Below are 25,031 nucleotides of genomic sequence, written 5' to 3'. Positions count from 1 at the left end.
GGCGTCAGACGACGGTGCAGGCTGCCCCGTTGAGGGTGAACGACGGCGGTTCGCCGGTGTCGCCGGTGTGGTTGGCCTGGAAGCCGATGCCGACCGAGGCGTTGGGCGCGATGGCGGCGTTGTGGGTGGCGTTGCGCGCGGTCACCGCGCCGCTGGTCGGGGAGTAGGTGGCGTTCCAGCCGTTGGTGATGGTCTGCCCGCCGGGGAGGGTGAAGGCGAGGCTCCAGCCGTTGACCGCCGTGCTGCCGGTGTTGGTGATGGTGACGGCCGTGGTGAGGCCGGTGTTCCAGGCGCTCACGGTGTACGCGACCCGGCAGCCGTTGCCGGGCTGCGTCGTGGTCGTGGTCGTGGTCGTGGTGCTGGTCGTGGTCGTGGCGCTGGTCGTCGTCGTGGTGGTGCTGGTCGTGGTGGTGCTGGTGGGCGAGGTGCCGTCGAGGCCGAAGAAGCGGATCACCTGGGCGGCGTCGACGGGGATGCTGTGCGTGACGCCCTGCATGCTGATCGCCTCGACCGGCGCCATCCCCCCGGTGCCGCCGTAGCGGGTGCGGGTGTAGCCGGACTGCGGGGTGTCGGTGAACGTCGGCGTCTGGCTCAGGCCGTGCACGTTGGTCCACTGCTTGACCTGCTCGCCGAAGTTCGGGTAGCGCAGGGTGTCGTCGTTGGTGCCGTGCCAGATCTGCATCCGCGGCCGCGGCCCGGTGTAGCCGGGGTAGGCGGCGCGGACCAGGTCACCCCACTGCTGCGGCGTCTTGATCGACTGCCCGCCGGAGCACTGGCTGTTCCACTCCGACCCGTTGGTGGTGGCGAAGCAGGCGAACGGGACGCCGGCGAACGAGGCGCCGGCCTTGAACACGTCCGGGTAGACGCCGAGCAGGACGTTGGTCATCATCGCCCCGGACGAGGTGCCGGTGGCGAAGATCCGGCCCGCGTCGGCGTTGTGCCGCTGCTTGACGTAGTCGACCATGGCCATGATCCCGACCGGGTCGCTGCCGCCGCCGCGCCGCAGGGCCGCCGGGGACGACACGTCCCAGCACTTGCTGCTGCGGGTCACCGACGGGTAGATCACGACGTAACCGTGCCGGTCGGCCAGGGACGCGTACTGGGTGCCGGAGTGGAAGGCCGGCCCCGAACCGGTGCAGTAGTGCAGCGCCACCAGGATCGCGGGCCTCGGCGCGACGCGGTCCGGCACGTACAGGTGCATGCGCAGGCCGGTGGGGTTGGTGCCGAAGTTCGTCACCTCGGTCAGGCTCGCCGCCGACGCGGTGGGCGGTGCGACGGTCGTCAGCACCGTGCCCACCAACCCGACGACCGCCAGGGTGGCGCACAGCATCGCGTTCTTGAGTTTCATCGGGCAGCTTCCTCCACGGCAGGGCAAGGGCGGGGAGCGTGCGAGAGCTGCCCTGCGCCCGACATCGGTGTCCGGCTCTGAAACGTTCACGAGTGTCTGCTGAAACAATTTCCTTGGCAAGGCAATCGAGACGCGCGGAAATGCCGTCGACCACCTCTCGCGTGCGGCCGTTCGCCGCCGCCGCCCGGCCTGCCACCCGGCTCCGCCCGCAGGTGGTCGAGTGCCGGGGAAACAACGGATGAGCTGATCGGTCCAACCGGGAGGTATCGCCTCCGGTGCCGGAAAGTCGACGTCTCGTTTCGGGGATTTCCGCCCAACGGCCGATGTCGCCGACGCGGTCGGACGCACCGTCGCAGGGCCGGTCGGTCGCAAGCGCCGGCCGGCGTGCCGACGGTCCGCGATCGACTTCGGTGCGGTAGCGCTCGGCCCCGTTCTCACGACACAGTGGCTGCGGGCGCGTTGCCGGTCTACGGGGAGGACAACGGGTGGAGTGGGACTTCTTCCTGGCGCACGCCGGCGCGGACAGCCCCACCGCGGAACGACTGCGGTCCCTGCTCGAACCGCACGCGACCGTCTTCGACGACTCGATGCTGCGCGCGGGCGAGGAGTGGGACCTGGTCCTCGACCGGCACCTGCGGGCATCGATGATCACCGTGGTGCTGGTCTCACGACGCACGGAGAACGCGCTTTACCTGCGCGAGGAGATCGCCCGCGCGATCGGGTTGGCCCGCGCGGACGCCCGGCGGCGGGTCGTCCCGCTGGTGCTGGAGGACGTCGACGCGCTGCCGTACGGGCTGGAGCTGCGGACGCCCGTGCGGCTGGCCGACGGCCTGGACCTCGCCGGTGCGGCGGGCAAGCTGCTGGAGTCGTTGCACCACTCGCGCCTGCCGCGCAGCGAGGGCCCGCACGTGGTCGCCGCACAGCTCGGGCCGCTGCTGGCGCGGCTCGACCTGGACGCCCTGCGCGGCGTCCGGTCGGAGCTGCTCACGGCCGCGGTGGACGAGGTCGGCGGGTCCGCCGCGCTGTGGCGGCACCTGGGGCGGCGCGGTCTCGACCCGCGGGTGTTCCTGCCCGCGCTGCCCGGCCACGACGAGGCGGCGGCCCGCTGGGCGCTCGGCGCCGAGGCCGTGCCGGGTGCTCGTGAGCTGGCGGCCGCGGTGCGCCGGCAGCTGGTGCGCCGGCTGGCCGACGGGCGCACCGACCTCGCGGCCGCGTCGGTCGAGCTGCGCCGCGAGGTGCTGTCGGGCCGGGCGCTGTCGCCGGACGCGCGACGCCTCGCGGCCGCCCTCGCCGTCGCCCTGCCGCCGGTCCGCTCGGTCTCCACCGAGGCGGTGCTGGTGCGCCGGGGCGAGCCGACCGGGCTGCCCGCCGCGCTGTCGCCGCTGCACCGCACGGCGTTGGGCATGACGGCTTTGCCGCCGCGCGAACCCGAGTTGGTCGGCCGCGACCGGCTGGTGGCCGACTTCGTCGAGCGGGTCACGGCGGTGCTCTCCCGCCGCGGTCGGGTCACGGCGTTGTGCACCGGTCAGCTCGGCGCGGGCGTCTCGGCCGTGGCGGTCGAAGCGGCCCACGTGCTGGCCGACCGGTTCCCCGGCGGCGTCCGGTACGTGGACCTGCTCGGCCTCGACGCGCGCCGGGAGGCGGCGGACGTCGCCAAGCTGGTGTGCCACAGCGTCGGCGTGACGCCCGAGCCCGGCGCGGAAGCGGCACACCTGCGGGCCGCGCTGGACGGGCTCGGCGTGCTCCTGGTGCTGGACAACGCGTTGGACGCCAAGCACGTCGCCGCCCTGGTGCCCGCACCGCCCGGCTGCGCGGTCATCGTCACCTCGCGCAGCCGCACCCAGGGCTACGCCGACGTGGTCGTGCACGTGCCGCCGCTGGACCGCGCCGCGTCGGTGGAGCTGCTGGCCGCCGTCCGGGCCGGTGCGCCCGCCAAGGCGCTGGACCGCATCGCGGCGGCGTGCGCCGACCTGCCGATGGCGTTGCGGCTCATCGCGGCCTGGATGACCAACCACCCGGAGACCGGCGCCGAGGGCGTCGCCCGGCTGGTGGCGCGCGAACGGACCAGGCTCGCGTTCCTGGACGACGACGTGCTGCCGATGCGGCTGGCCATCGAGCTCAGCTACCGGCACTTGGACGACGACGCGCGCACGGCGTTCCGGTACCTGCCCGCCGCGCCGGGCTCGGCCGCGACCGCCGAGGACCTCGGCCGCGGCTTGGCGCGCGACCCGGACGTCACCCGGCTCACCCTCTACCGCCTGGTGGACCGCAGCGTGGCCGGGTACGAGGAGCCGACCGACCCGCCCGAGCCGGTGTTCCGGCTGTTCGAACTCGTCCGCCTGTACGCCTTGGAGCGGCTGGAGGAAGAGGAGTCGCCGGCCGCCGTGGCCCGCTTCCGCCTGCTGCTGCTGACCCGGCTGCGCGACGACCTGCGCACGAGCCCCGAACCCGGCCTCGCGCTCCGGCTCGACCCGACGCCACTGGTTGCCGCACGTGACCTCGCCGAGCGCGAGGAGTGGTTCGACCTGGCGGGCGACCTCACCGACGAGCTGCGCGGCGTGCACGAGGCGGAGGCCGACGAGGAGTCCGTCCGCGAGGACCGCGCGCACGCGGCCCGGCTGCGGCACCACGGCGGGCGTGACGAGGCGGCCGCGCGCGAGTACCTGGAGCTGGCGCGCACCCTCGACGGCCAGGCCGCGGAGGACGCGTTCGCCGCCGCCGAGCGCATCGCCGCCGACGCCGGGCTGCACGAGCTGGCCGGGCTCGTCGCGTTCGAGCTGGCCGTGCACCGCGAGGGGAGGACGGACCTGGCCGGCGCGCTGGACGCGGGAGGGCGGTCGGTCGAGGCGTTCACCGCCGCGCGGAAGAACGCCACCGCGCTGCCCGTGGCGATCAACAACACCCGGCTCGCCCTGCGCCTGAACGACTACCGGGCCGCCCGGCGCTGGGTCGCGGTGACCCACACCCTGGTGGACGCCCGGACGCCGCTCGGGCTGCGCGCCGACGCGGCCTACGAGGAAGCCAGGGCGGCGACCGGGCGTTCCGCGCCGTCCCTCTGGCGCACCGCCTCGGACCTCTACCGCCGGCACGGGAAACCCGGCAACGCGGGCCTCGCCGCGCTCTTCGGCGCCCGCGCGGCACGCGCGCAGGCGTCCCACGCGGAGGCGACCGAGCTCTTCCTGGCCGCCGCCGACCTGCACCGCAAGGCGGGCGACGACGACCGGGCGGTGTGGGCGACGGTCGAGCTCGCGGCCGTGCACGCCGGCATCGGCCAACACGCCCACGCGCGGGACCTGCTGACGGCGCTGCTCGACCGGCCGGCCAAGGCGTGGCACCCCGGTGTGGCGGCCGAGGTCGCCCTGCGCGTCGCCGTGCTGTCCTACCTGGCCGACAGCTTACCTCCGCCCGCTGCGCACCTGCCCGCGTTGCCCGCCGCCGACGACGACCGGGCACGGCGGCTGGCCGTGGTCGCGGACGCGCTGCGGCGACCGGAGCGCCACGAGGGCGTCCTGCGCCGGTTCGCCGAGTCGACCATGGTGTACGAGCCGCCGGGCCACGACCCGTGGCTGCACCGCACCCTCGGTGAGGAGCCGGTCGACCGGAAGCAGTTGGGCACCGGGTGACGGCGACCGGCCGGCACCGGTCGCCGCCACCCGTCGTCCTCCGGACGGCCGGACCGCCGGACCGCAGACGGCATCGTCGCGGACGGAGTCAGAGCTTGCCCGCGCCCGCACCCGCCGTGACCGACGACTTGACCGTGCCGACACCGTCGGCGGTGTAGCCGTACGGGATGGCCGCCACCGTGCCGTTCACCTCGCACGGCCCGGAGTCGGTGAGCGAGTTGTCGCGCGCCACCAACCGCCCGGGGTCGGAGTCCGCGTACCCGCTCGCCGACCAGCACGCCTGCCGCACGTTCTCGAAGACGTTGCCCTCGACGAGCAGCCCGGCGTCCATGAGCGAAGCGATGGCGTAGGACGAGGAATTGTTGTTCACGTTGGAGTAGTAGTTGTTGAACACATGCACCGTCTCGCCGAAGCGCACCCGCGGGCTGCGCTCGAAGGTCCGGTCGAACCAGTTGTGGTGGTAGGTGACCCGCAGGTGCCCGCGGTCCTCACCGCCGTTGCCGTCGGAGTGGCCGACGAGCGAGGTCTTCCAGTGGTTGCGGATGACGTTCCACGACACCGTGATGTAGTCGGCGGCGTGGGTGATGTCCAGCATCCCGTCGTAGAAGTCGGGGTCGCCCTCGATGGTGCTCGACATGGTGTTGTGGTCGATCCAGACGTGCGTGGCGCTCTCGATCTGGATCGCGTCGTTGCCGGGCACCCCGCGGATGTTCATGTTCTGGATGATCACGTTCGCCGGGGTCATGTCCTCGATGTTCAGGGTGGTCCCGGAAATCCCGGAGTTGGCGCCGACACCCCGGATGGTCTTGTCGGCGCTGATCTCCACCGTGCCCGAGCCGCTGATCATGCCGTTGACCAGGATGGTCCGGGCGCCCGGTGCCTGCGCCTGCGCGCGGAAGTCGGCCAAGGTGCTCACGGTGACCGTGGCTCCGCCCGCGCCACCGGTGGTGCCGCCCGCCTGCGTGGCCCACCCGACGATCCCGCCCGGCGGTTGCGGCTGCGTGCCACCGGCTTCGAAGTCGAGGAAGTCGACGTTGGGCAGGCCGGCGGACGTGGTCGGGTTCAGCCGGACGGTGTTGCCGCCCGCGGCGACCGGCACGGTCAACGTCTTGGTCACCCAGGTCGACCAGGCGCCGGTGCCCTCGAACGACGGTGTCTGCACGGCGGACCCGTTCACCACCAGGTTCGCCGGCCGGGCCGTGGTCGTCCCGTTGGCGAACCGGACGCCCAGCGTCGCGGTGCCCGCCGCCGCGGCGGTCACGGTGAACTGGACGTAACCGCTCGTGGAGTTGGTGCCGTTGCAGAACCCGCTGCCGGAATACCCGGACCAGTTGGCGTCGATCGTGCCGGCGCACACCGAGGGCGAACCCTCCGCCTCGTGCCGCGTGGGCGCGGCCTGCGCGGCGGAGGACGCCACGACGACCAGCGCACCGGCTAACAGGCCGACACAAGAAAATAAGGATCTCGAACGCATGATGAGTCTCCGTGGGGGAGCCGCGAGCGGGGATGGCGAAATCGAATGAATGCGAAGTGAATCGCGACGCCGAGGAGGGATCTTTGCGCCGCCGGGCGAGGAAATCGCTTTCCCTTCGGATGCTATGAGGTCCGCGACGTGCGGTCAATGATCGGTCATACCTGTGAACAAAAGCGCCGGACGGTTGGTCATACTCGTGAACACGGGCGTGCGAACGGCGGTCCGCGGATTTCGAATTGCGCCCGCCGCGGTCGGTGGGAACGGTTTCGGGGCTTGCGTTCGAGGCGACGGCCTCGCGACACTGCACCCTTCCGCTGACGGTAGGGGGACACCATGCGGACGTTGCTCGTCACCGCGTTGGCCGCGAGCCTGCTGGTGGTCGTGCCCGAGGCCGAGGCGGCGACGATCGCCTGGCGGCCCTGCCCGGAGCAGCCCGCGGCCGAGTGCGGCACGGTGTCCGTCCCGGTCGACTGGGCGGACCCGCGCGGTGCGAAGGTGGACCTGGCCGTGTCACGGGTCCGGGCCACCGATCCGTCGCGCCGGATCGGCGTGGTGTTCGTCGACGCGGGCGGTCCGGGCGGGTCCGCCGCGGAGTTCGCCCGCGCCCCGTACCTGAGCGCCGAGGTGCGGGCGCGGTTCGACGTCGTCGGTTTCGACCAGCTGGGCACGAACGGCAGTGCGGCGATCCGCTGCTCGCCGGAGTTGATGGCGCGCAACCCCGGTGACGACCCGGCGGACGAGGCCGCGTTCGCCGCACTGGCCCGGCACAACCGCGCGGTCCGCGACGACTGCCGTGCCCGGCACCCGGTGTTCGACCACGTGGACACGGCCCGTTCGGCGCGGGACCTGGACGCGGTGCGCAAGGCCCTGGGCGAGCGGCGGATCAGCTTCTACGGCATCTCCTACGGCACGCTGCTCGGCCAGCAGTACGCGGAGCTGTTCGGCGCGCGGGTCCGGTCGATGGTGCTGGACGGCGTGATCGACCACAGCGTCGACCTGCACCACTTCGTGCTGGACCGGGCGAGGGCGGCGGAGGAGGCGTTCGACGTGTTCGTCGCGTGGTGCGCGGAGAACGCCACGTGCGCCCTGCACGGGCAGGACGTCCGCGCGGCCTGGGAGCGGGCACTGCGCGCGGCGGACGAGAGCGGGATGGGGCGGCGCAACCTGATCGAGTGGGCGTTCGTCGAGATGCGCGGCGGGGCGTGGGAGAGCCTGGCGACGCTCATCGCGGAGGTCGGCGGCGCGCGGACGTCCTTCGAGCCGAACTACGAGTCGCTGCGCTACGCGGTGGTGTGCCAGGACTTCGCGCTGCGGTTCGAGGACTTCGACGAGTACCGGGCGTTGCGCCGGGCCGAGCTGCGCGCGGCGCCCACGATGCGCGGCACCTTCCTCGGCCACCACGAAGCCGCCGCCTGCGTCGGCTTCACCGACCGCCCGACCAACCCGCCGCACCGCCTCGACGTGGCCGACGCGCCGCCGCTCCTGCTGCTGACCAGTCGCTACGACGTGGCCACGCCCTACCAGTGGGCGCGCAACGTGCGCCGGCAGGCGAAGGGCTCGCACCTGGTCACCTTCGACGGGCCGGGCCACGGCGTCTACCACGCCAACGACTGCACCCGGACGGCCGCGGACGCGCACCTCCTCGGCACGGCGCCCGGACGCGACACGACCTGCTGACCGGGCCACGCCCGCGTTCGCGCGGTTGTGACGGTCCGCTGTAACCACTATTGTCGGTTACATGGCATTGAGCTGGAAGCTGGTCGTCGACAGCGGGAACGCGCCCGTCCTGGCGGACTTCTGGGCCGCGGCGCTGGAGTACGAGGTGGAGGATCCCAGCGCGCTCATCGAGCAGCTGCTGGCCGCCGGTCACCTCGGCGAGGAGGCGGTGACCGAGCACCGCGGCCGCAAGAACTTCCGCGGGTACGCCGCGATCCGCCACCCCGAGGACCCGTTCGACGAGACCAGCGGCATCGGCCGCGGCAGGCGGCTGCTGTTCCAGGACGTGCCCGAGGGCAAGACGGTCAAGAACCGCCTGCACATCGACGTCCACGGCGGTCCCGGCGGCCTGGAGGAGCTGGTGACCAGGCTGGAAGGGCTGGGCGCGACGCGGGTCCGCGAGTTCGACCGGGGGCCGGCCGGGCACTGGTGGGTCATGCTGGACCCCGAGGGCAACGAGTTCTGCGCGTCCTAGGTCCGGCGGTGGCCTCGGACCAGACCCGGAGGTGACCGCACGTGTCCGAACGCGGTGTGCGCGACCTGGTGCTCCGAGGTGGTCGCCGGTGGCTGGGTGCCGGCCTCGACCTCGAACCCGTCGACCTGCTGATCCGGGGCGGTGTCATCGCCGGGGTGGCCGCCGGGCCCGGCGACACCGGGCCGGGCGACGCCGAGGTCGTCGACGTGGCCGGCGGCCTGATCGTCCCCGGCCTGGTCGACGCGCACTGCCACCTCGACAAGACGCTGTTCGGCGGCGAGTGGGTACCGCACTCCGCCGGTGACCCCCTCGCCGAGCGGATCGCGAACGAGCGCCGTCGGCGCGGCGAACTCGGGCTGCCGAACGTGGACAACATGGCCGCCCTGGTGGAGCGGATGAGCGCGGCGGGCACGACGCACGTGCGGACCCACACCGACGTCTACTCCGACGTCGGTCTCGCCGGGGTCGAGGCGGTGCGAGCGCTGGCCGAGCGGTTCGCGGACCGCGTGACGATCGAGCAGGTCGCCTTCCCCCAGCAGGGCATCCTGACCGACCCCGGCACCGCCGCCCTGCTGGACGAGGCGTTGCGGCTCGGCGCGACGACGGTCGGGGGCATCGACCCCGCCGGGTTGGACCGCGATCCCGTGCGGCACCTGGACGTCGTGTTCGACCTGGCCGAGAGGCACGGCGCGAACGTGGACGTCCACCTGCACGACGGCGGTTCGCTCGGCGAGTGGGAGCTGGAGCTGATCATCGAGCGGACCAGGGCGCTCGGCATGGGCGGCATGGTCGCCGTCAGCCACTGCTACGCCCTCGGGCAGGCTGGGGAGTCGCGTCAGGACCAGCTCGTGGCGGGCCTCGCGGAGGCGGGCGTCGCGCTGGTCACCGCCGCCGCCTACAACTTCCCGGTGCCACCGCTGAAGAAGCTGCGGGCCGCCGGCGTGGCGGTCGCGTCGGGTCACGACGGGATCCGGGACCTGTGGGGGCCTTACGGGTCGGGGGAGATGCTGGAGCGCGCGATGCAACTCGCGTACCGCAGCACGTTCCGCCGTGACTCGGACATCGAGCTGGCGCTGGAGACGGCGACGTACGGCGCGGCCCGGGTGCTGCGGCTGGAGGGCCACGGCGTGGGCGTCGGTTGCCGGGCCGACCTCGTGGTGCTGGACGCCCGGACGCCCGCCGAGGCCGTCGTGACCCACCCGACCCCGTCGCTGGTGCTGAAAGCGGGCGCGGTCGTCGCGACGGGCTGACGCGACCCGCGCGACCGCGGATGAGCGCGTCGGCTGACGCGACCCGCGTCGATCGCGGGCGAGACGGCGTCGCGGATCGTCGTCTCACGCGGTAATGGTGGCCGCCACGATGCACGTGTCGTCCAGCGGCGTGGCCGGGACCAGGCGCGAGGTCAGCGCCTCCGGCATGTGCGCGGGGTCCAGCTCCGCGACGAACCCGAGGATCTCCTCCATCAGGTGTTCCAGGTCGTCACCGCGGGCGCCCGACGAGGGGCGGCGCTCGATGAGCCCGTCGGTGAACATCAGCACCGTGTCGCCGGGCGCCAGGAGCGTGCGGGCCGTCGCGTACACCGCTCCCGGCACGGCGCCCAGGATCGGACCCGCCGGCCGGTCCAGCCGGCGCACCTCGCGCGAGCGCAGCAGCAGTGGCGTCGGGTGCCCGGCCTGCGCCCACGACAGCCTGCGGGTGGTCGGCTCGAACCTGCCGACGACCGCCGAGGCGAGCGTGATGTCGTCACCACCGGTCAGCATGCGGTTCAGCACGTCCAGGACACCGGCCGGGTCGGGGTTGGTGAGCGCGGCGCCGGTGAGCGCGAACCGCAACTTCGCCATCGCGGCCGCGGTCGCCAGGCCGTGGCCCGCCACGTCGCCGATGGCCAGCAGCGTGCTGCCGTCGTCGATCGGGAACGCGTGGTACCAGTCGCCGCCGACCTCCGCCCACTGCTCGGCCGCCAGGTAGCGCACCGCGACCCGCATCCCCGGCAGCTCCAGCGGCCGGCTCGGCAGCGGCAGCACGGCGGAGCGCAGGTGGTTCGCGACCTGGTGCTCCTGCGCGAACTGCTCGCTGAGGTCGAACATCCGCTGCTCCGCGCGCCGCGTCGCGGTCACGTCCTGGAGCACCACGTCCAACCGGATGGGCCTGCCCTGGACGTCCAGCACGGGCTCGCCGATGAACCGACCGCACCGGATCTGCTCGCCGGCCTTGAGGTGCAGCTCGGAGTCGGTCCGCTCGCCCAGCTCCACCATCCGCCGCACGGCGTTCTGCAGGATCGGCAGGTCCTCGCCGACCACGGACGCCCGGATCTCGTCCAGCGACATCGGGCCAAGCACCGGGTCGCGGTCGAAGATGACGTAGAGCTGGTCGGACCAGTCGATCTCGTTGGTCACCAGGTTCCACTCGCCCCAGCCGATGTTGCCCAGGCGCTGGACGCTGCGCAACCGCTCCAGCTGCAACGGGTCCTCGTGCTCGCGCCAGGCCAGGATCAGCCCGTCGCCGAACTTGCCGACGGTCAACGTGTACCGGCCGTGCTGCGGCAGCCCGGGCGTGTTCTCCTCGTAGTCGAACGTGTCGACGACCTCGCGGACCCCGGTGCGCAGCACCCGGTGGAACGCCGCCCACAGCTCGCTCCCGGCGATGGTCGGGTAGCTGGTGAGCATGCTCCGCCCGACCAGCTGCCGGTAGCGGCGGCCGGCGAGGTCGACCGCGTCGGGACTGGCCGCCTCGAACCGGAAGTCGACCACCGCACCGTCCTCGTCGTGGACCGCGCCGAGCAGCGCCACCGAGCCGGGCAGCACGTCCAGCAGGTGCTGGGCCCAGAGCGTCCAATTGCGACCGTGCGCGGCGCCGTCCGTGCTCACCAGCGACAGCAACGTGGATCCCGCCGCCCGGATCAGCACCTCCAGCTCCCACTGCTCGTCGGACGAGAAGTCGTGGTCCTCGGTCCACAGCAGACCGATGACGCCGGCGGTGCGCGTCTGGTCCCGGAACGGCAGCCAGGCGCGCGACCTCCACACCGTTTCGGGGTCCCCGATCAGGTGGTACCGCTGACGCGCGTCGGCCAGGTCCGGCAGCCACTGCGGCAGTCCGCTGCGCACCGACGCGAGGACACCGGTGTTGAGCCGCAGCGGCACCCGTTCCCACTCCAGCCGCACCTTGGCCGGCACGTCCGCGGCGGCCTCCAGCCGCATCCCGCCGTCGGGTTCCAGCACGTAGACCAGCACGCCGTCGCAGCCGACGTGCTCGCGGACGAGTTCGGCCAGCTCCTCGGGGTCGGCCGCGGTGCCGATCGCGGCGAGGGCCACCGGCTGCGGCGTGCGTTCGCCCATCGGCGCCGGCGAGGGCTTCGGGATGTCGATCCGCCCCTCGTAGCGGGTCGGGTCGAAGGAACCGTCGCCGGACGCGGGGCGCGGACCGGGTGGCGGCGCCGGCACGCCGAGCACCCCCGCCGCGATGACGGTCAGGTCGCTGCCCGTCGCCTGGGAGAGCCGCAGCATGTCCTCGAACGCCTCGTCGGGCCGGCACGACAGCCGCTCGGCGAGCACACCCTTGGCCTGCTCGACCACGGCCTGCCTGCGCGCAGCGGTTCTCAGCCGGTCGATCTCGTCGCGCTGGCGGGCGACGAGGTCGGCCAGCGCCGAACCGGTCGGATCACGCTGGACTGCCATCGCGTCCAGCATCACCCGCGAACCCACTCAGCGCCACGCGATGGGACGACAATCAGGAGCGCCGCCGCGCCGACCCCCGACCGGTGGTGACTGGGCGTCACCACTCACCCGTGGCCGCTTGTCACGCTTCGACGCCCGCCCGCGCGCACCGGCCTCAACTACGTTCGGAGGTCGGGCAGTCGCCGCGACGGCGCTGGAGGTGCGGGAGATGCGTCCACGACTTCGTGCCGACGTCCGGTACGCGAAGACCCCCGACGGGGTGCACGTGCGCGGCTCGGCGGGTGCGTGCACGCTGACCGGTGACGCCGGCTACGAGTGGCTGGACCGGCTGGCCCCGCTGCTCACCGGCGAACACGCGTTGAGCGACCTGGTGGAGCCGCTCCCGAGCGACCAACGCGCCGTGGTGGAGCACCTCGTCCGGGCGCTGTTCGAGCAGCGGTTGCTGGTGGACGCGGCCGACGACCTGCCCCACACGCTCAGTGACTCCGAACAGCGGGTCCACCGGTCGGAGATCGCGTCGATCCGGTCCGTGGCGGACGCCGCCGAGCACCGGTTCGAGCGGTTGCGGTCGGCGCGCGTCACCGTCCTCGGCGGTGGGCCGGTGCTGCCCGCGCTGCTGGCGGCCGGGTTGCGCTCGGGGTGGCGGCGGGTGTCGGTCCGGGTGGGCGAGGACGACGTGGACGGCTTGGCCGCGGTGGCCCGCGACGCCGTGCGCGACAGCGCCCAGCAGGTGACGGTCGACGTGGCGCGCGGAGTGCCGCTGGACGACACCGACCTCCTGCTGTGCGTGTCCGACCGCCCGGACGACCTGGTGGCCGCGGCGCACGCGTGCGGCCGGGCCGGGGTGGCGCTCGGGCAGGTGCTGGTGGGCGGTGACGAGGCGTGGGTGACGGCGGTCGGTCCACCGCAGCGGGTCGCGGCCGAGTCGTGCTGGCGTCGGCTGGGCGCGTGGCGCGGCGGGGACGCGGGCGAGGGGCTGCTGACCGGTCCCGTGCCGGGCGTGATCGCGTCACACCTGGTGCGGTCGTGCTCCTCGTACCTGACCGGCTCGGCCCCCGAGGTCGCCGAGCCGGTGTTGATCCGCGTCGACCTGCGCGACCTGACCACCCGCGTGCACCGACCCCGGCCCTACCTGGTGACCGGGGCCGTGCGGCCGGACGCGGTGGCGGACGTGGACGGGTTCCCCGAGCGGATCGGGGCGTTCGTCGACGACCGGGTCGGCGTGCTCCGCGGGCTGGACGAGGACGACCTGCCGCAGGCGCCGCTGGCGGTCTGCCGCGCGTCGGTGTCCGACCCCGAGTCGGTGCTGCCCGCCGGTGCGCCCGCGCCGGTGGTGGCGGGGTGGGGCGGTGACCGGGACGAGGCGCGGTGGCGGGCCGCGCTGGCGGGGTTCGCGACCTACGGGAGCCTGGTCGACCCGGGCGGTGAGCGCGTCGACCTGCTCACCGGCGGCGCGTGCGAGATCACCGCGGTCGACGGCCCGGTCCCGTACCGGGCGCCGGTCGGGGTGGCCGCGGGCCGGTCGTGGGGTGACGCGGTCGCGGCCGGGCTCCGGGCCCACTGCGAGGTGGTGGTCGCCGAACGCGCCGAGACCGGGCGGCGCTGCGAGCTCGCCACGGCGGTGCGGGAGGTGGGCGACGAGCGGGCGCTGCGGCTGCTGCGGTTCTTCGAGACCGCGGGCGTGGAGGTGGGGGTGACCGACCTGGGCGGCGTGCTGGGCGTGCCCGCGTTCCGGTTGCTGGTCGGCGGCACCCCGATCACCTCCTGCGCGACCACGGTCGCCGAGGCGTTGCGCGACGGGCTGGAACGCGCGGTGCTGCACTGGCAGTGCGGCCTGCCGGAGGACGCCGCCGTGACGCGGTGGGCGGCGGAGGGCGACCAACCGCCACCGGCGCCCGCGGCCGACCCGCGTTGCCAGGCCCTGTTCGCGGCGCTGCGCCGGGCGGGACGCGCACCGGCCGCGGTCGCGCTGCTGGTGGACGACGACGTGCGGACCCTGGTGCCCTGCCTGGTCCGGGTGGTGGACGAGGACTGAGACGATCGCCGCGACGCATGCGCGGTTCTTCCGGGGACTCCACATCGAACGCGGTGGCTTGACCGTTCCGGTACGGAACCCCGCACTTCGGCGTGGATAACCGCAGTGGCGACGACTCGCTAACTATATGTCAAGTATCCTGTTCCACCTCTACGGTGGGTGGCGTCGTCGCAACTGCATGTGTTCGTCCTCTGTGGACGGTGCACTGAGGTTAATTCTGTGAAAACGAGCCAACCTGCTCTGATCGGGTGAAGCGGGATCCGCCCTCCTTGCTGGTCACAGACCTGCGGTGCTAGACACTCAATGCGAGCAATCGTTCAAATAGATCATCACGCGTATAGCAATCGTGATCTCGGCCTGGGGGAGCTGTGGGGGAATCGGGCGCGTTACCGTGGGCAACCGTCCCGGGCACTGCGCCCAGGGTCTCCCGGTTGCCGACCACCGCCGACCCCCCTCGTTCCGGGCGCGCTCCCGGAACGGGGCCGCCCGCCCTTCGCCCCACCTCCCGCACCGACTGCCCGCCGGGGCCCGACCCGCCCCGTGCGGCGGTGCGTGGCCGACCGGTGCGGGCGACGGCGCGACGGGCGGGATCGGACGCACCTCGGTCGAGGCGCCCCGCGCGGTGCCGACACCGGGGCGCACACCCGTGACCCGCGCGCGGATCGACGGTGTCCGCGCCGAACGGCGCCCGGCGTGGACCGGCGCCGACGCGGACGGCCGCGGCCGGCCGCGCACCCGGTCCGAACAGCAGTCCGTCACCACCGACCCGCCAACCCGGGAAGAGGTCGTGGTCCCATGACCAAAGCCGTTCGCACGGCAGTCGCCGCCGCCGGCACGTTGCTGGTCTGCGCCGCGTTCGCGGTGCCGGTGATCCGGCCCACCCTCGGCTCCGCCGAGGAGTCGAGCCTGGCCGCGACGTTCCGCTTCGACACCGAGCAGCTGAACGCACCGCCACCCGACGCGAGGGCGGAACGGCCCGTCGCGCCCACCCTGCACGGCATCCGCAGCTGGATCTCCGCGGTCGGCGCCGCGGTCGCCTCGGCCGACCTGCGCGGTGCCGGGAGGCCGGGCGACGTGTGCCTGGTCGACCCGAGGGACGACTCGGTCACCGTGCGCGCGGTGCCGGGCGACGCCGACCGGTACCAGCCCGTGCGCCTGACGCCGACGGGCGTCGCCTACGGCCCCACGATGGCCCCGATGGGGTGCGTCCCCGCGGACCTCGACGAGGACGGCGACCTCGACCTGCTGGTCTACTACTGGGGTCGCACGCCGCTGCTGTTCGTCAACACCGGTCTCGTCCAGGGCGTGCCCGGCCCGGGCACCTTCCGCGCGCGGGAGCTGCTCAACCCGGTCGAGGTGTGGAACTCCACCGCCCTCAACGTCGGCGACGTCGACGGCGACGGCCACCTCGACCTCCTGGTGGGCAACTACTTCCCGGACGGGGCACGGGTGCTCGACCCCGGCGCGACCGACGACATGCGCATGGCGGTGCAGGACTCCATGTCCCGCGCGCGCAACGGCGGGCGGAACCGCATCCTGCTCACCAAGCCGCGCGGCGCCGACCAGGCCCCCGAGCTGGTGGACGCCAGCGACGCGCTGTCCCCGACCGCCTCCGGCTCCTGGACGCTGTCGATCGGCCTGCAGGACCTCGACGGCGACGGCCTGCCGGAGGTCTACCAGGCCAACGACTTCGGACCCGACCAGCTGATGGTCAACGAGTCCTCTCCCGGCCGGGTGGTGCTGACCGAGGTCGAGGGCACGCGCGACCTCGTCACGCCGAAGTCGGAGGTGCTCGGCCACGACTCGTTCAAGGGCATGGGCGTGGCGTTCACCTACGACCCGGGCGCCGCGCTGCCGATGATCGTGGTCAGCAACATCACCACCCCGTACGCGCTGCACGAGAGCAACTTCGCGTTCACGCCCCGGGGCGAGGGCGCCCGGCTGAGGGACGGCGAGTTCCCGTACCGGGAGAGCAGTGAACGCCTGGGGCTGGCCCGGGCGGGGTGGTGCTGGGACGTCAAGGCCGGTGACCTCAACGGCGACGGCGTGGACGAGATCATGCAGGCCAACGGTTTCCTCAAGGGGGAGGTGGACCGGTGGCCGCTGCTCCAGGAGCTCGCGATGGGCAACGACGAGTTGGTCCGCCACCCGTGGGCGTGGCCCGCGTTCGGTCCCGGCGACGACCTCTCGGGCCACGAGTCGAACCCGTTGTGGGTCCGGGGCGCCGACGGCGTGTACGCCGACCTCGCGCCGGCCGTCGGCATCGCCGAGCCGGACAACAGCCGGGGTCTGGCGCTGGGCGACGTGGACGGCAACGGCTCGCTCGACGTGCTGGTCGCCAACCAGTGGGAGGACTCCGTGCTGCTGCGCAACCGGGCACCGGCGGACCGCACGGCGAACCTGCGGTTCGTGCGCGTCACCGGGCCCGGCGCGACCGAGGTGCAGGCGCTGGGCGTGCACGTCGAGCTGCACCACCCCGACCGCACCCAGCGGGCGCAGCTCTACCCGGCGAACGGGCACGCGGGGGTGTCCGCGGCCGAGGTGCCCCTGTTCCTGCCCGACGGCGAACCCACGCGGGCGACGGTGCGCTGGCGCGACGCCTCCGGGACGCACGACGCCCGGGTAGAGGTGGCGCCCGGCCGCTGGACGGTGGTCCTCAACGGCGACGGAACGGCGGTAGTGCGATGACCACGACAGCATCGGCCGAGCTCCAGACCGGGGTTCCCGGTGGCGCGGAGAGGCCGGCCGAGCCCGCACCGGTCGCGCTGACGCCCGAGCTCCGGCGTGAGCGCGCGTTGCGCCGGTTCGCGGCGTCGATCACGATCTTCACCGTGGTCGGCCACGTGCTGCTGGGTTTCGAGCAGTCACCCATCACCCCGATCACGACCGTGCTCGTCGGGTACGCGACCGCGTTGTTGTTCGAGGCGCTCGACGCGTGGGCGACCGGCCGCACGCCGCAGTACCGGGGCGGGCCGCGCGCGTTGGTGCTGTTCCTGCTGCCGTCCCACATCGCCGCGCTGGCGTGCGCGATGCTGCTGTGGGGCAACGCGGCGCTGTGGCCCTACCTGTTCGCGGTCACGGTGGCCAACGCGAGCAAGTACCTGGTGCGGCTGGACGTGCGGGGCAAGCGGCGGCACGTGCTCAACCCGTCCAACAGCGGCATCGTGGTCACCCTGCTGTTGTTCCCGTGGGTCGGCATCGCCCCGCCGTACCAGTTCACCGCGAACACCGGTGGTGCGATCGACTGGCTCGTGCCGCTCGCCATCCTGATGCTCGGCACGATGATCAACGCGAAGCTCACCGGCAAGGTGCCGCTGATCCTCGGGTGGGTCGTCGGGTTCGCCGCCCAGGCCGTGGTGCGCTGGCTGCTGCTGGACCACCACCTGGTCGGTGCGCTGCTGCCGATGACCGGCGTCGCGTTCGTCCTGTTCACCAACTACATGATCACCGACCCGGGCACCACCCCGTTCGGCAGGCGCAACCAGGTGGTGTTCGGGGTCACCGCCGCGGCGGTGTACGGCCTGCTCGTGGTCAACGAGGTCGTGTTCGGCCTGTTCTTCGCCCTGGTGATCACGTGCGTGCTGAGAGGCCTGGTGCTCGTGGGCGCGAAGTTCGTGCCGGCGCGCGCCGCGGGCGCCGCGGCTCCGGCCCGTCGATCGGAGAGGTCGCCCGGATGATCGAGGTCGCGGCACGCACGAGGCACGACGGCGCGGAGGTCGTGGCCGGCGTGGGGCCCTGGGTGCGCGCGTTCGAGCACCGGTGGGTCGACCACCACGGCCGGCCCGACACCTCCGACACCGTGGACTGGGCCCGCTACCTGCCCCACACGGACTACTACCGGCCACCGGCGGCGCCGCGGCCGGGTGCGCGCAAGGGGTTGGTGGTGGAGCTCCGCGACGCGTGCGTGACCGTGCGCACCGTCGGGGGGATCACCGCCGCGATCGAGCGGATCGCGGCCGACCGCCCGGATCTGCTGGTCGTGCTGCACGACGGGCACCCGGCCGCGGCGGCGGTCGCGCGCAGCGTCGCGGCGGAGCAGCCCGGGTGCGCCGTCACCGCGGTCGACCGGCCCGCCCACCACGACTTCGACCTGCGGCTCGCCGCCCGGGGCGGTTACCTGGAGCTGCGCCTGGGCGGCGACGGGCGCTACCAGCGGCTCGTCACGCAGGCGCACCGCCCCGGCGCGGAGGCGGATCCGGCGCTCGCACGGGGCGACGTGGTCCTGGTGACGGGCGGCGCGAACGGCATCGCCGCGCACTGCGCCGCGGCGCTGGCCGAGCGGTTCGGCGTGATGCTGGTGTTCCTCGGGCGGTCTCCCGCCGACTCGCCACCGGTCCGGGCGGGCCTCGCCCGCCTGCCGAGGCGCTCGCGGGCGCGTTACATCCAGTGCGACGTCACCGAGCCCGCCGACGTGCACACCGCCGTGGCGGCGGCCGCCACCTGCGGACCCGTCCGCGGCGTGGTCCACGGCGCGGAGGTCGAGGCACCCCGGCCGCTCGGCGCGATCTCGGACGCCGCGCTGTGCGCGACCGTCCGACCGAAGGTCACCGGTCTGCGGCTGCTGCTGGACGCCGTCGGCGAGCAGGCGACCCTGGTGCTGGCCCTCGGCTCGACCGCCGGCCGCACCGGCATGGCGGGCTGGGCCACCCGGTGCATCGCCGACGACTGGATGCGGGTCGAGGTCGAGCGGTGGGCGGCGCGCCACCCCGGCTGCCGCACGCACCTGCTGGAGTGGACGAGGTGGTCCGGGCTCGGCACGGGTGAGCGGGAGGACGCGGGCGAGCCGTCGGTGCCGGGTGTCCACCCCGAGTCGCGGTCGGGTGTCCAGCCGGTCATGCCCGAACTGCCGCGACCGGGCGTCTACCCCGCGTCGTCCGAGCCGCCGTCGGGTGTGCAGCCGGTCGTGCCCGAGCCGCTGCGGCCGGGTGTCCACCTCGCGTCGCCCGAGCCGCGGTCCGGTGTCCAGCCCCTCACGCCCGAGCAGGGCACCGCCGCGCTCCTGGTGCTGCTCGCGGACCGGACCGCGCCCGTCACGGCCATGCTGACCGGCCGGCTGCCCGCCTCCCCGACCGTGACCCGACGTCCCGCCGGTGAGCGCGGTCTGAGGTTCAGCGAGGAGGAGCTGGCCGGCACGCCCGGCGTCGAGGCGGTGCTGCGCGCCGAGCTGTCCCCGGCCACCGACCCGTACCTGGACGACCACCGCGTCCACGGCACCCCCGTGCTGCCCGCCGTGGTCGGTCTGGAGGCGATGGCGCAGGCGACCGCGTCGCTGCACGGCGGCCGGGCGCGGTGGGCGTTCGAGGAGGTCCGGTTCGCCTCGCCCGTCGTGGTGGGCGACTGGGGCACGCGGACGCTGAGGGTCGCGGCGCTGGCCGACGACCGCGGCGACCGGACCGACCTGGTGCTGCGCGACGACGCCGACGAGTACCGGGCGGTCCGTGCGACGGCCCGGTCGTGCGGCGCCGTCACCGGGCCGCCCGCGCCGGCGACCCTGCCGCCCGTCCCGGTGATCCCGCCGTGCGCGCTGGAGCCCACGGGGCCGCACCCGTTCTACGGTCCGCTGTTCCGCCACACGGGCCGGTTCCGCCGGGTGCTCCGCTTCGACCGGCTGACCGCGTACGAGGTGCGGGCCTGGGTGGTCGCGGACGAGCACACCCGCTGGTTCTCGCCCTTCCACAGCGATCGCCTGCTGCTCGGCGATCCCGGCGTGCACCACGCGGCGGCGCACCTGCCGCTCGCCTGCGTGCCGCACCGCGAAGCGCTGCCCGTCGGCGTCGACCGGGTGACGTTCTGGGCCCGTCCCCGGGGGTTGCTGCACGTCCACGCCGTGGAGGTCGGGCACGCGGGCGACGAGTACCGGTTCGACGTCGACGTGGTGGCCGCGGACGGCACGGCGGTCAGCCGCTGGGAGGGCCTGCGGATCCGCGCCGCGGGCGCCCGTGCCTGGCCGCAGCCCATGCCGGCGCCGCTGGTGGGTCCGTGGCTGAGCAGGCGCCTGTCGGAGCTGGGCGTGCACGGCCGTGCTGAGCTGGTCTCCGACGGCGGCCGGCTGGTGGCGACGGACCCGGCGGTGGGGCTGGTGACCCGGCGGCCCGCGGCCGTGTCGGTCACCGGCCTGGCGCAGGAGATCGCGGTCCGCACGGGCGAGGACATCGCCACCGCGGCGGGCCGGGTCTCGTGCGCGGTGCTGGCGCTCGGCCTGCCGGAGGAGGACGGCGGCGACCTGGTCGACGTGGCCGACGTCTGCCACGACGGGCTGGTGCTGTTGCGCGTGGGCGACCGGCGGGTGGTGACCGCGGCGCTGCCGCCGGGTGCGCTGCCGCGGTTGGTCGCGGTGACCGCGGAGGACCGGTGCTAGACCAGACCGAGCATCCTCGTGCACCGGTGGATCGACTCCGGCGCGCCGTCCACCTTCACGTCACCGGTCACGATGGCGTCGAACGGGGTGAGCAACCGCGCGCCGATGCGCACGAAGACGTCCGCCGCGCACGTGATGGTCAGGTCGGGCGTGCCGACCGGGTTGAGCACGAACGAGAGCTCGCCGCCGCGGACCTCGATGGCGTAGCTGCTGTCGCCGACCCGGAACTCGTAGGTCTCGTCCACGTCCGGGATGCTGTCGTGGTCGATCATCGACTGGAGGGCGAGGAACCCCCACTCGTCGCGCACGGCCTTCTTGGTGTCCTCCTCGGTGAGGAAGCCCATGCCCCACTTGGCCAGCGCCAGCACCGGCGCGCGCAGCTCCGCGCCCCTGGCGGTGAGCTTGTACATCCGGCCACGTGAGTCGCCCTCCACCGGCAGCTGCTCGATCACGCCGTGCTCCAGCAGCATCCGGAGCCGGTCGGTGAGCAGGTTGGGGCCGATGCCGGGCAGGTTGTCCAGCAGGTTGTTGAAGCGCGTGGGCGTGATCAGCAGCTCGCGCACGATGAGCAGCGTCCAGCGCTCGCCGATGACGTTCAGCCCGCTGGCCAGCCCGCAGAACTGGCCGTAGTCACGCCGGACGCTCATGGTGCGTGGCACCTTTCTCACAGTGGCTGCCGCCAAGCCGAAAGTGGCTCACAAGTCAGATAGTAGCATCGCGTCTACTGCGTTTGGCTTCCTCCGTCATGCGATAGATGCTACTTCCCAGGTCGTGGTATTCCGCAGGAACGATCGTGCCGTTGGTCGGCACGCGCCGGCACCTCGGTCCGACGTCGTCGCCATGTCATCGCTACGGAAAGATAGTAGTATCCGGCGGGTACTCGACGGACCCGCCGGTTGGCTGGAGGTACCAGGATGTCCTCGACCCCGCCCATCGAGATCGCGACGTGGATCGCCCTGCCGCCGGAGGAGGTCTGGCCCGCGATCGGCACCGGTGCGGGCTGGGACGGCTGGTTCACGTCGGGGACGGAGTTGGAGCAGCGGGCGGGTGGCGCGTTGCGCCTGGTGTGGCACGAGTTCGGCGCGGAGCGGTTGACCCTTGAGGACGGCGGCGCCGTCCTGACCTACGACGAGCCCTCGACCTTCGCGTTCACCTGGAACAGCCCGCCGTCGCGGGTGACGTTCACCCTGGCCGCCGAGGACGGCGGCACCCGGGTCACCGTGGTGGAGGACCAGCTCCCCGACGGCGAGGAGGGCACGAAGCGCGCCATCTACTGCGCGGGTGGCTGGGGCGAGGCGCTCACGCTGCTCAAGTTCTGGTTGGAGCACAAGGTGACCTTCGACAGCGCGAGGTCCTGATGGCGGCGTGCCCCACCAGCTCGCTGGTGGGGCACGCCGGACGTCGTCGAGCTCAGGTCAGCGAAGTCACTCGCTGGCCAGCTCGCCGCCGTTCTCGACCACGTCGATCGTCCCGTCGGGACGGCCGTGGCACTTGATCGAGTTGAGCGTGAGCCGGCCGGAGCCGGTGTAGTCGCCCGACTTGCCGCGGAACGCGCCGTACAGCTTGGCGTTGGTCATCGGGCCCGCGACCGGGTCCGTCGGGTTGGACAGCTGGATCTCGCCCGCGCCGACCGTGCCCTGGTCGAAGGCGACCTCCAGGTTGACCGCGGCCCAGCCGTAGTAACGGCCGCGCACGCTCTGCACGAACGGCATCGGGGCCGCACGCAGGCGGTCGGCCCGCGCGCCGGTGCCGTGGATCTCGACGTCGCCCTGGCCGGCCAGGTTCGTCAGCGCGACGCGCTCCAGCGACACCGGGACCTGGATCTCCTCGCCCTTGCCGGTGACACCGCTGGGGTAGAACGGCCGCAGCGTGGAGGACAGGTAGTTGTGCTCCAGGTTGTTGCCGTCGTACTCCACGCTCAGGCCGCGGAACGGGAAGATCTCGTAGTGGCAGGTGCCGTCTTCCTTGAGGCCCTTGAGCTCCTTCTCGATCGTCAGCTCGGTGCGGAAGGTGCTGACGTTGGTGCTCGCCAGGACGCGGCCCTGGATCGACTCGAACCACAGCGGCGACAGCACGGCACGCACCGCGCCGACACCCGGCATCATGATGACGACCTTGCCGCCGATGATCAGCGGGACGGTCTGGTCGAAGTAGCCCGTCTCCTCGACCTCGGCCTCGTTGTAGATCCGGGTCGGCGCGATGCCGGTGATGTCACTGGCCAGCACCCGCGCGTAGTCGGCGACCTCGGGGTCGGCGTCGCTCGAGTACTTCTTCAGCACGCTCAGGGCGGCCGGGCCCGCGGAGCGCAGCGCCAGCCAGAGGGCGCCCGACCGCACGGCGCGGTCGGACTCGGTGCCGATGAAGTGGTCGATGAACGACAGGCTCTCCTCGGGCTTGCGGTCGGCGAGCTCCCAGATCGCGCGCTCGCGCTCCAGCGGGCTGGAGTGCCCCTCGGCCACCTCGCGCAGCTCGCTGTCGTTCCGGCTGTCGAACGGCAGGAACTTCTCGGTGATGGGCCGGGCGAAGTCGAGGTACTCGGCCGGGTCGTGGTACCGCGCCGCGGGGGGCGGGGTGAGCGACACCAAGCCTGTCTTCAGACCAGATTCGATCGACTGCGTCATGGTTCCTCCGTTATCGGTTTCGCGGCGTCCCCGCCAGCAGCGGAGAAGTAGCTACATGAAAGCGAAGATACTTTGCCGTTGTCAACGTCCGTTCGGCCGATACCTCGAACGGATCCATCCTGCCTAGACTGCAGGTCGGAGCTTGGTATTACTGGGGTACGCCACGGAGGAGCGCGGTCGACCGCCGTAGGGCGGCGGCCCGGGCTTGTTACCGTGCGTTCATTTAGCTAATGATAAGTAAAGTAGTTCGCCTCGATGGCATGCCGGTGACGGACCACGGAGGACTCATGGCGGACATGGCGGACGCGGATCGCGCGCCGGGGGGCATCTCGCGGACCGAGGCGGTGGGCCGGGTCGGGCGGATCGGCTGGACCGTGCTGAGCGGCGTCGTCCGGGCCGCGGTCCGCCGGGGGACGATGCGGATCACCGGCCGGGGCGCGGGCCTGGGCACCTGGTCGGACGAGTTCGCGGTCGTCGTGGAGCGGCTTGGTCCGGCGTTCATCAAGTTCGCCCAGATCGCCAGCACCCGTGCCGACGTCCTGCCGCCCGGGGTGTGCCGCGCGCTGACCCGCCTGCACGACGCGGTGGCGCCGATGCCCCGTCGGGAGGTCGAGATCGCGCTGGCCAGGACGTTCGGCGTCGACTGGCGGTCCACGCTGACCGGGTTCGACCCCGATCCGGTCGGTTCGGGCAGCATCGCGTGCGTGTACCGGGCCCGGTTGGCCGACGGCCGGGTCGTGGCGGTGAAGGTGCGCAGGCCCGACCTGGAGGCGACCGTCCGCCAGGACGTGGCGATCCTGCAGGCCCTGTTCGACCGGCTGGGCCGCCTGCGGCCGCTGCGCGGCGTGCCGCTGTCGGACATGGCCCGGTCCATCGGCACCGCCGTGCTGGGTCAGCTGGACCTGGACGACGAGTCGGCGAACATGGGGGCGCTGCGCCGCGACTTGGCCGCACTGGACTTCGTGCACGTGCCCGAGCCGGTGTCGGCGTTGTGCCGGGAGACGTGCGTGGTGATGACCTTCGCCGAGGGCGTGCGCGACCGGGTCGAGGTGACCGAGCTGCCGCCCGATCGGCGCCAGGTGCTCGCCGACCAGGTCCTGCGGGCGGTGTTCGAGATGCTGTTCCGCACCGGCCTGGTCCACTGCGACCTGCACCCCGGCAACCTGCGGCTCACCCGGGCCGGGTCGATCGTCGTGCTCGACGCCGGTTTCGTGTACCGGGTGTCCGAGAAGGTGCGCACCCACCTGGCGCTGTTCTTCCTCAACCTGGGGTTCCGGCACGGCGAGAACTGTGCGAAGGCCGTGCTGGCGAGCGCGGAGCACGTGGGCAAGAGCGCCGCGACGGAGGCGTTCACCGCGGACATGGTCCGCCTCGTCGACCGGTTCGGCGGGGCCACCGCCCGCGACTTCGACCTCATCGAGTTCGCCACCGAGCTGTTCGCCAGCCAGCGCAGGCACGGCATCTACGCGGCCTCGGAGTTCGTGTTCCCGCTGCTGGCGCTGCTGATGGTGGAGGAGACCGTGCGCCGGCTGGACCCGGACATCGACTTCCAGGCGATCGCCCGACCCATCGTCTTCCGCGCCGCGCAGGCGGGCACGGCGGCCGGTGGGGTCGGCTCGAAGTTCGAGCTGTTCGCGACCTCCTCTTGACCAAGAAACTACTGTTTCCTACAGTGAATTGCCTTCTGGCATTTGCGGTATCGCACCA

At 73.0% G+C, this 25,031-nt stretch carries 15 protein-coding genes; 10 read left to right on the top strand and 5 right to left on the bottom strand.

The window, feature by feature from the left end; all coding sequences use genetic code 11:
* Positions 1 to 4: 4 nt before the first annotated feature.
* On the bottom strand, positions 5 to 1,348 hold the full coding sequence (locus tag ACYVLT_RS03910; protein WP_461118696.1) for an extracellular catalytic domain type 1 short-chain-length polyhydroxyalkanoate depolymerase: 1,344 nt from the start codon (positions 1,346 to 1,348) through the stop codon (positions 5 to 7).
* A 485-nt stretch (positions 1,349 to 1,833) separates the two neighbouring features.
* On the opposite strand from ACYVLT_RS03910, the gene ACYVLT_RS03905 reads away from it, so the two are divergent.
* Positions 1,834 to 4,971 (top strand): TIR domain-containing protein, encoded by a 3,138-nt coding sequence (locus ACYVLT_RS03905; RefSeq protein ID WP_461118695.1) that lies wholly within the window; start codon positions 1,834 to 1,836, stop codon positions 4,969 to 4,971.
* Between the two features lie 88 nt (positions 4,972 to 5,059).
* Here the strand turns inward: ACYVLT_RS03905 and ACYVLT_RS03900 are convergent, their stop codons facing one another.
* A complete protein-coding gene (locus ACYVLT_RS03900; RefSeq protein ID WP_461118694.1) occupies positions 5,060 to 6,445 on the bottom strand; it encodes a pectate lyase family protein in 1,386 nt (461 codons plus the stop codon).
* 333 nt (positions 6,446 to 6,778) lie between these two features.
* Here ACYVLT_RS03900 and ACYVLT_RS03895 point away from each other — a divergent pair, with 333 nt between their 5' ends.
* The 3 genes from ACYVLT_RS03895 to ACYVLT_RS03885 all read left to right on the top strand — a co-directional run bounded on the left by ACYVLT_RS03895 (position 6,779) and on the right by ACYVLT_RS03885 (position 9,886).
* The gene (locus tag ACYVLT_RS03895; RefSeq protein ID WP_461118693.1) at positions 6,779 to 8,122 is read left to right on the top strand and encodes an alpha/beta hydrolase; all 1,344 of its coding nucleotides are present in this window, start codon (positions 6,779 to 6,781) and stop codon (positions 8,120 to 8,122) included.
* A gap of 61 nt (positions 8,123 to 8,183) precedes the next feature.
* Positions 8,184 to 8,636, top strand: coding sequence for a VOC family protein (locus tag ACYVLT_RS03890; protein WP_461118692.1), 453 nt, complete (start codon positions 8,184 to 8,186; stop codon positions 8,634 to 8,636).
* A 41-nt stretch (positions 8,637 to 8,677) separates the two neighbouring features.
* Positions 8,678 to 9,886 (top strand): amidohydrolase, encoded by a 1,209-nt coding sequence (locus ACYVLT_RS03885; protein ID WP_461118691.1) that lies wholly within the window; start codon positions 8,678 to 8,680, stop codon positions 9,884 to 9,886.
* A gap of 84 nt (positions 9,887 to 9,970) precedes the next feature.
* On the opposite strand, the gene ACYVLT_RS03880 is transcribed toward ACYVLT_RS03885, so the two are convergent.
* Complete coding sequence (locus ACYVLT_RS03880; protein WP_461118690.1) at positions 9,971 to 12,310, bottom strand: SpoIIE family protein phosphatase; 2,340 nt, start codon at positions 12,308 to 12,310, stop codon at positions 9,971 to 9,973.
* 208 nt (positions 12,311 to 12,518) lie between these two features.
* On the opposite strand from ACYVLT_RS03880, the gene ACYVLT_RS03875 reads away from it, so the two are divergent.
* From ACYVLT_RS03875 to ACYVLT_RS03860, 4 genes are all read left to right on the top strand, one after another.
* Entirely contained in the window at positions 12,519 to 14,345 is a 1,827-nt protein-coding gene (locus tag ACYVLT_RS03875; RefSeq protein WP_461118689.1) for a hypothetical protein, read from the top strand.
* Between the two features lie 795 nt (positions 14,346 to 15,140).
* On the top strand, positions 15,141 to 17,033 hold the full coding sequence (locus ACYVLT_RS03870) for an FG-GAP repeat domain-containing protein (protein WP_461118688.1): 1,893 nt from the start codon (positions 15,141 to 15,143) through the stop codon (positions 17,031 to 17,033).
* Positions 17,030 to 18,022 (top strand): enediyne biosynthesis protein UnbU, encoded by a 993-nt coding sequence (locus ACYVLT_RS03865; RefSeq protein ID WP_461118687.1) that lies wholly within the window; start codon positions 17,030 to 17,032, stop codon positions 18,020 to 18,022. The genes ACYVLT_RS03870 and ACYVLT_RS03865 overlap by 4 nt, the downstream gene beginning before the upstream one ends.
* The gene (locus ACYVLT_RS03860; RefSeq protein ID WP_461118686.1) at positions 18,019 to 20,703 is read left to right on the top strand and encodes an SDR family NAD(P)-dependent oxidoreductase; all 2,685 of its coding nucleotides are present in this window, start codon (positions 18,019 to 18,021) and stop codon (positions 20,701 to 20,703) included. Before ACYVLT_RS03865 ends, ACYVLT_RS03860 begins: the two co-directional genes overlap by 4 nt.
* Here ACYVLT_RS03860 and ACYVLT_RS03855 read toward each other — a convergent pair.
* Complete coding sequence (locus ACYVLT_RS03855) at positions 20,700 to 21,350, bottom strand: winged helix-turn-helix transcriptional regulator (RefSeq protein ID WP_461118685.1); 651 nt, start codon at positions 21,348 to 21,350, stop codon at positions 20,700 to 20,702. The two genes, ACYVLT_RS03860 and ACYVLT_RS03855, sit on opposite strands and share 4 nt — an antisense overlap.
* A gap of 267 nt (positions 21,351 to 21,617) precedes the next feature.
* On the opposite strand from ACYVLT_RS03855, the gene ACYVLT_RS03850 reads away from it, so the two are divergent.
* Positions 21,618 to 22,061 carry an SRPBCC family protein gene (locus ACYVLT_RS03850; protein ID WP_461118684.1) on the top strand — a complete coding sequence of 148 codons (444 nt, stop codon included), beginning with the start codon at positions 21,618 to 21,620 and terminating at the stop codon, positions 22,059 to 22,061.
* A 66-nt stretch (positions 22,062 to 22,127) separates the two neighbouring features.
* Here ACYVLT_RS03850 and ACYVLT_RS03845 read toward each other — a convergent pair whose 3' ends face one another.
* Complete coding sequence (locus tag ACYVLT_RS03845; protein ID WP_461118683.1) at positions 22,128 to 23,324, bottom strand: HEAT repeat domain-containing protein; 1,197 nt, start codon at positions 23,322 to 23,324, stop codon at positions 22,128 to 22,130.
* Between the two features lie 287 nt (positions 23,325 to 23,611).
* On the opposite strand from ACYVLT_RS03845, the gene ACYVLT_RS03840 reads away from it, so the two are divergent.
* Positions 23,612 to 24,973 (top strand): ABC1 kinase family protein, encoded by a 1,362-nt coding sequence (locus ACYVLT_RS03840; protein ID WP_461118682.1) that lies wholly within the window; start codon positions 23,612 to 23,614, stop codon positions 24,971 to 24,973.
* Positions 24,974 to 25,031: the final 58 nt, after the last annotated feature.

The organism is Saccharothrix stipae, assembly GCF_054781895.1.
Note: the sequence above shows the minus strand (reverse complement) of the source record. Positions and strands in the feature narration are given on the sequence as shown.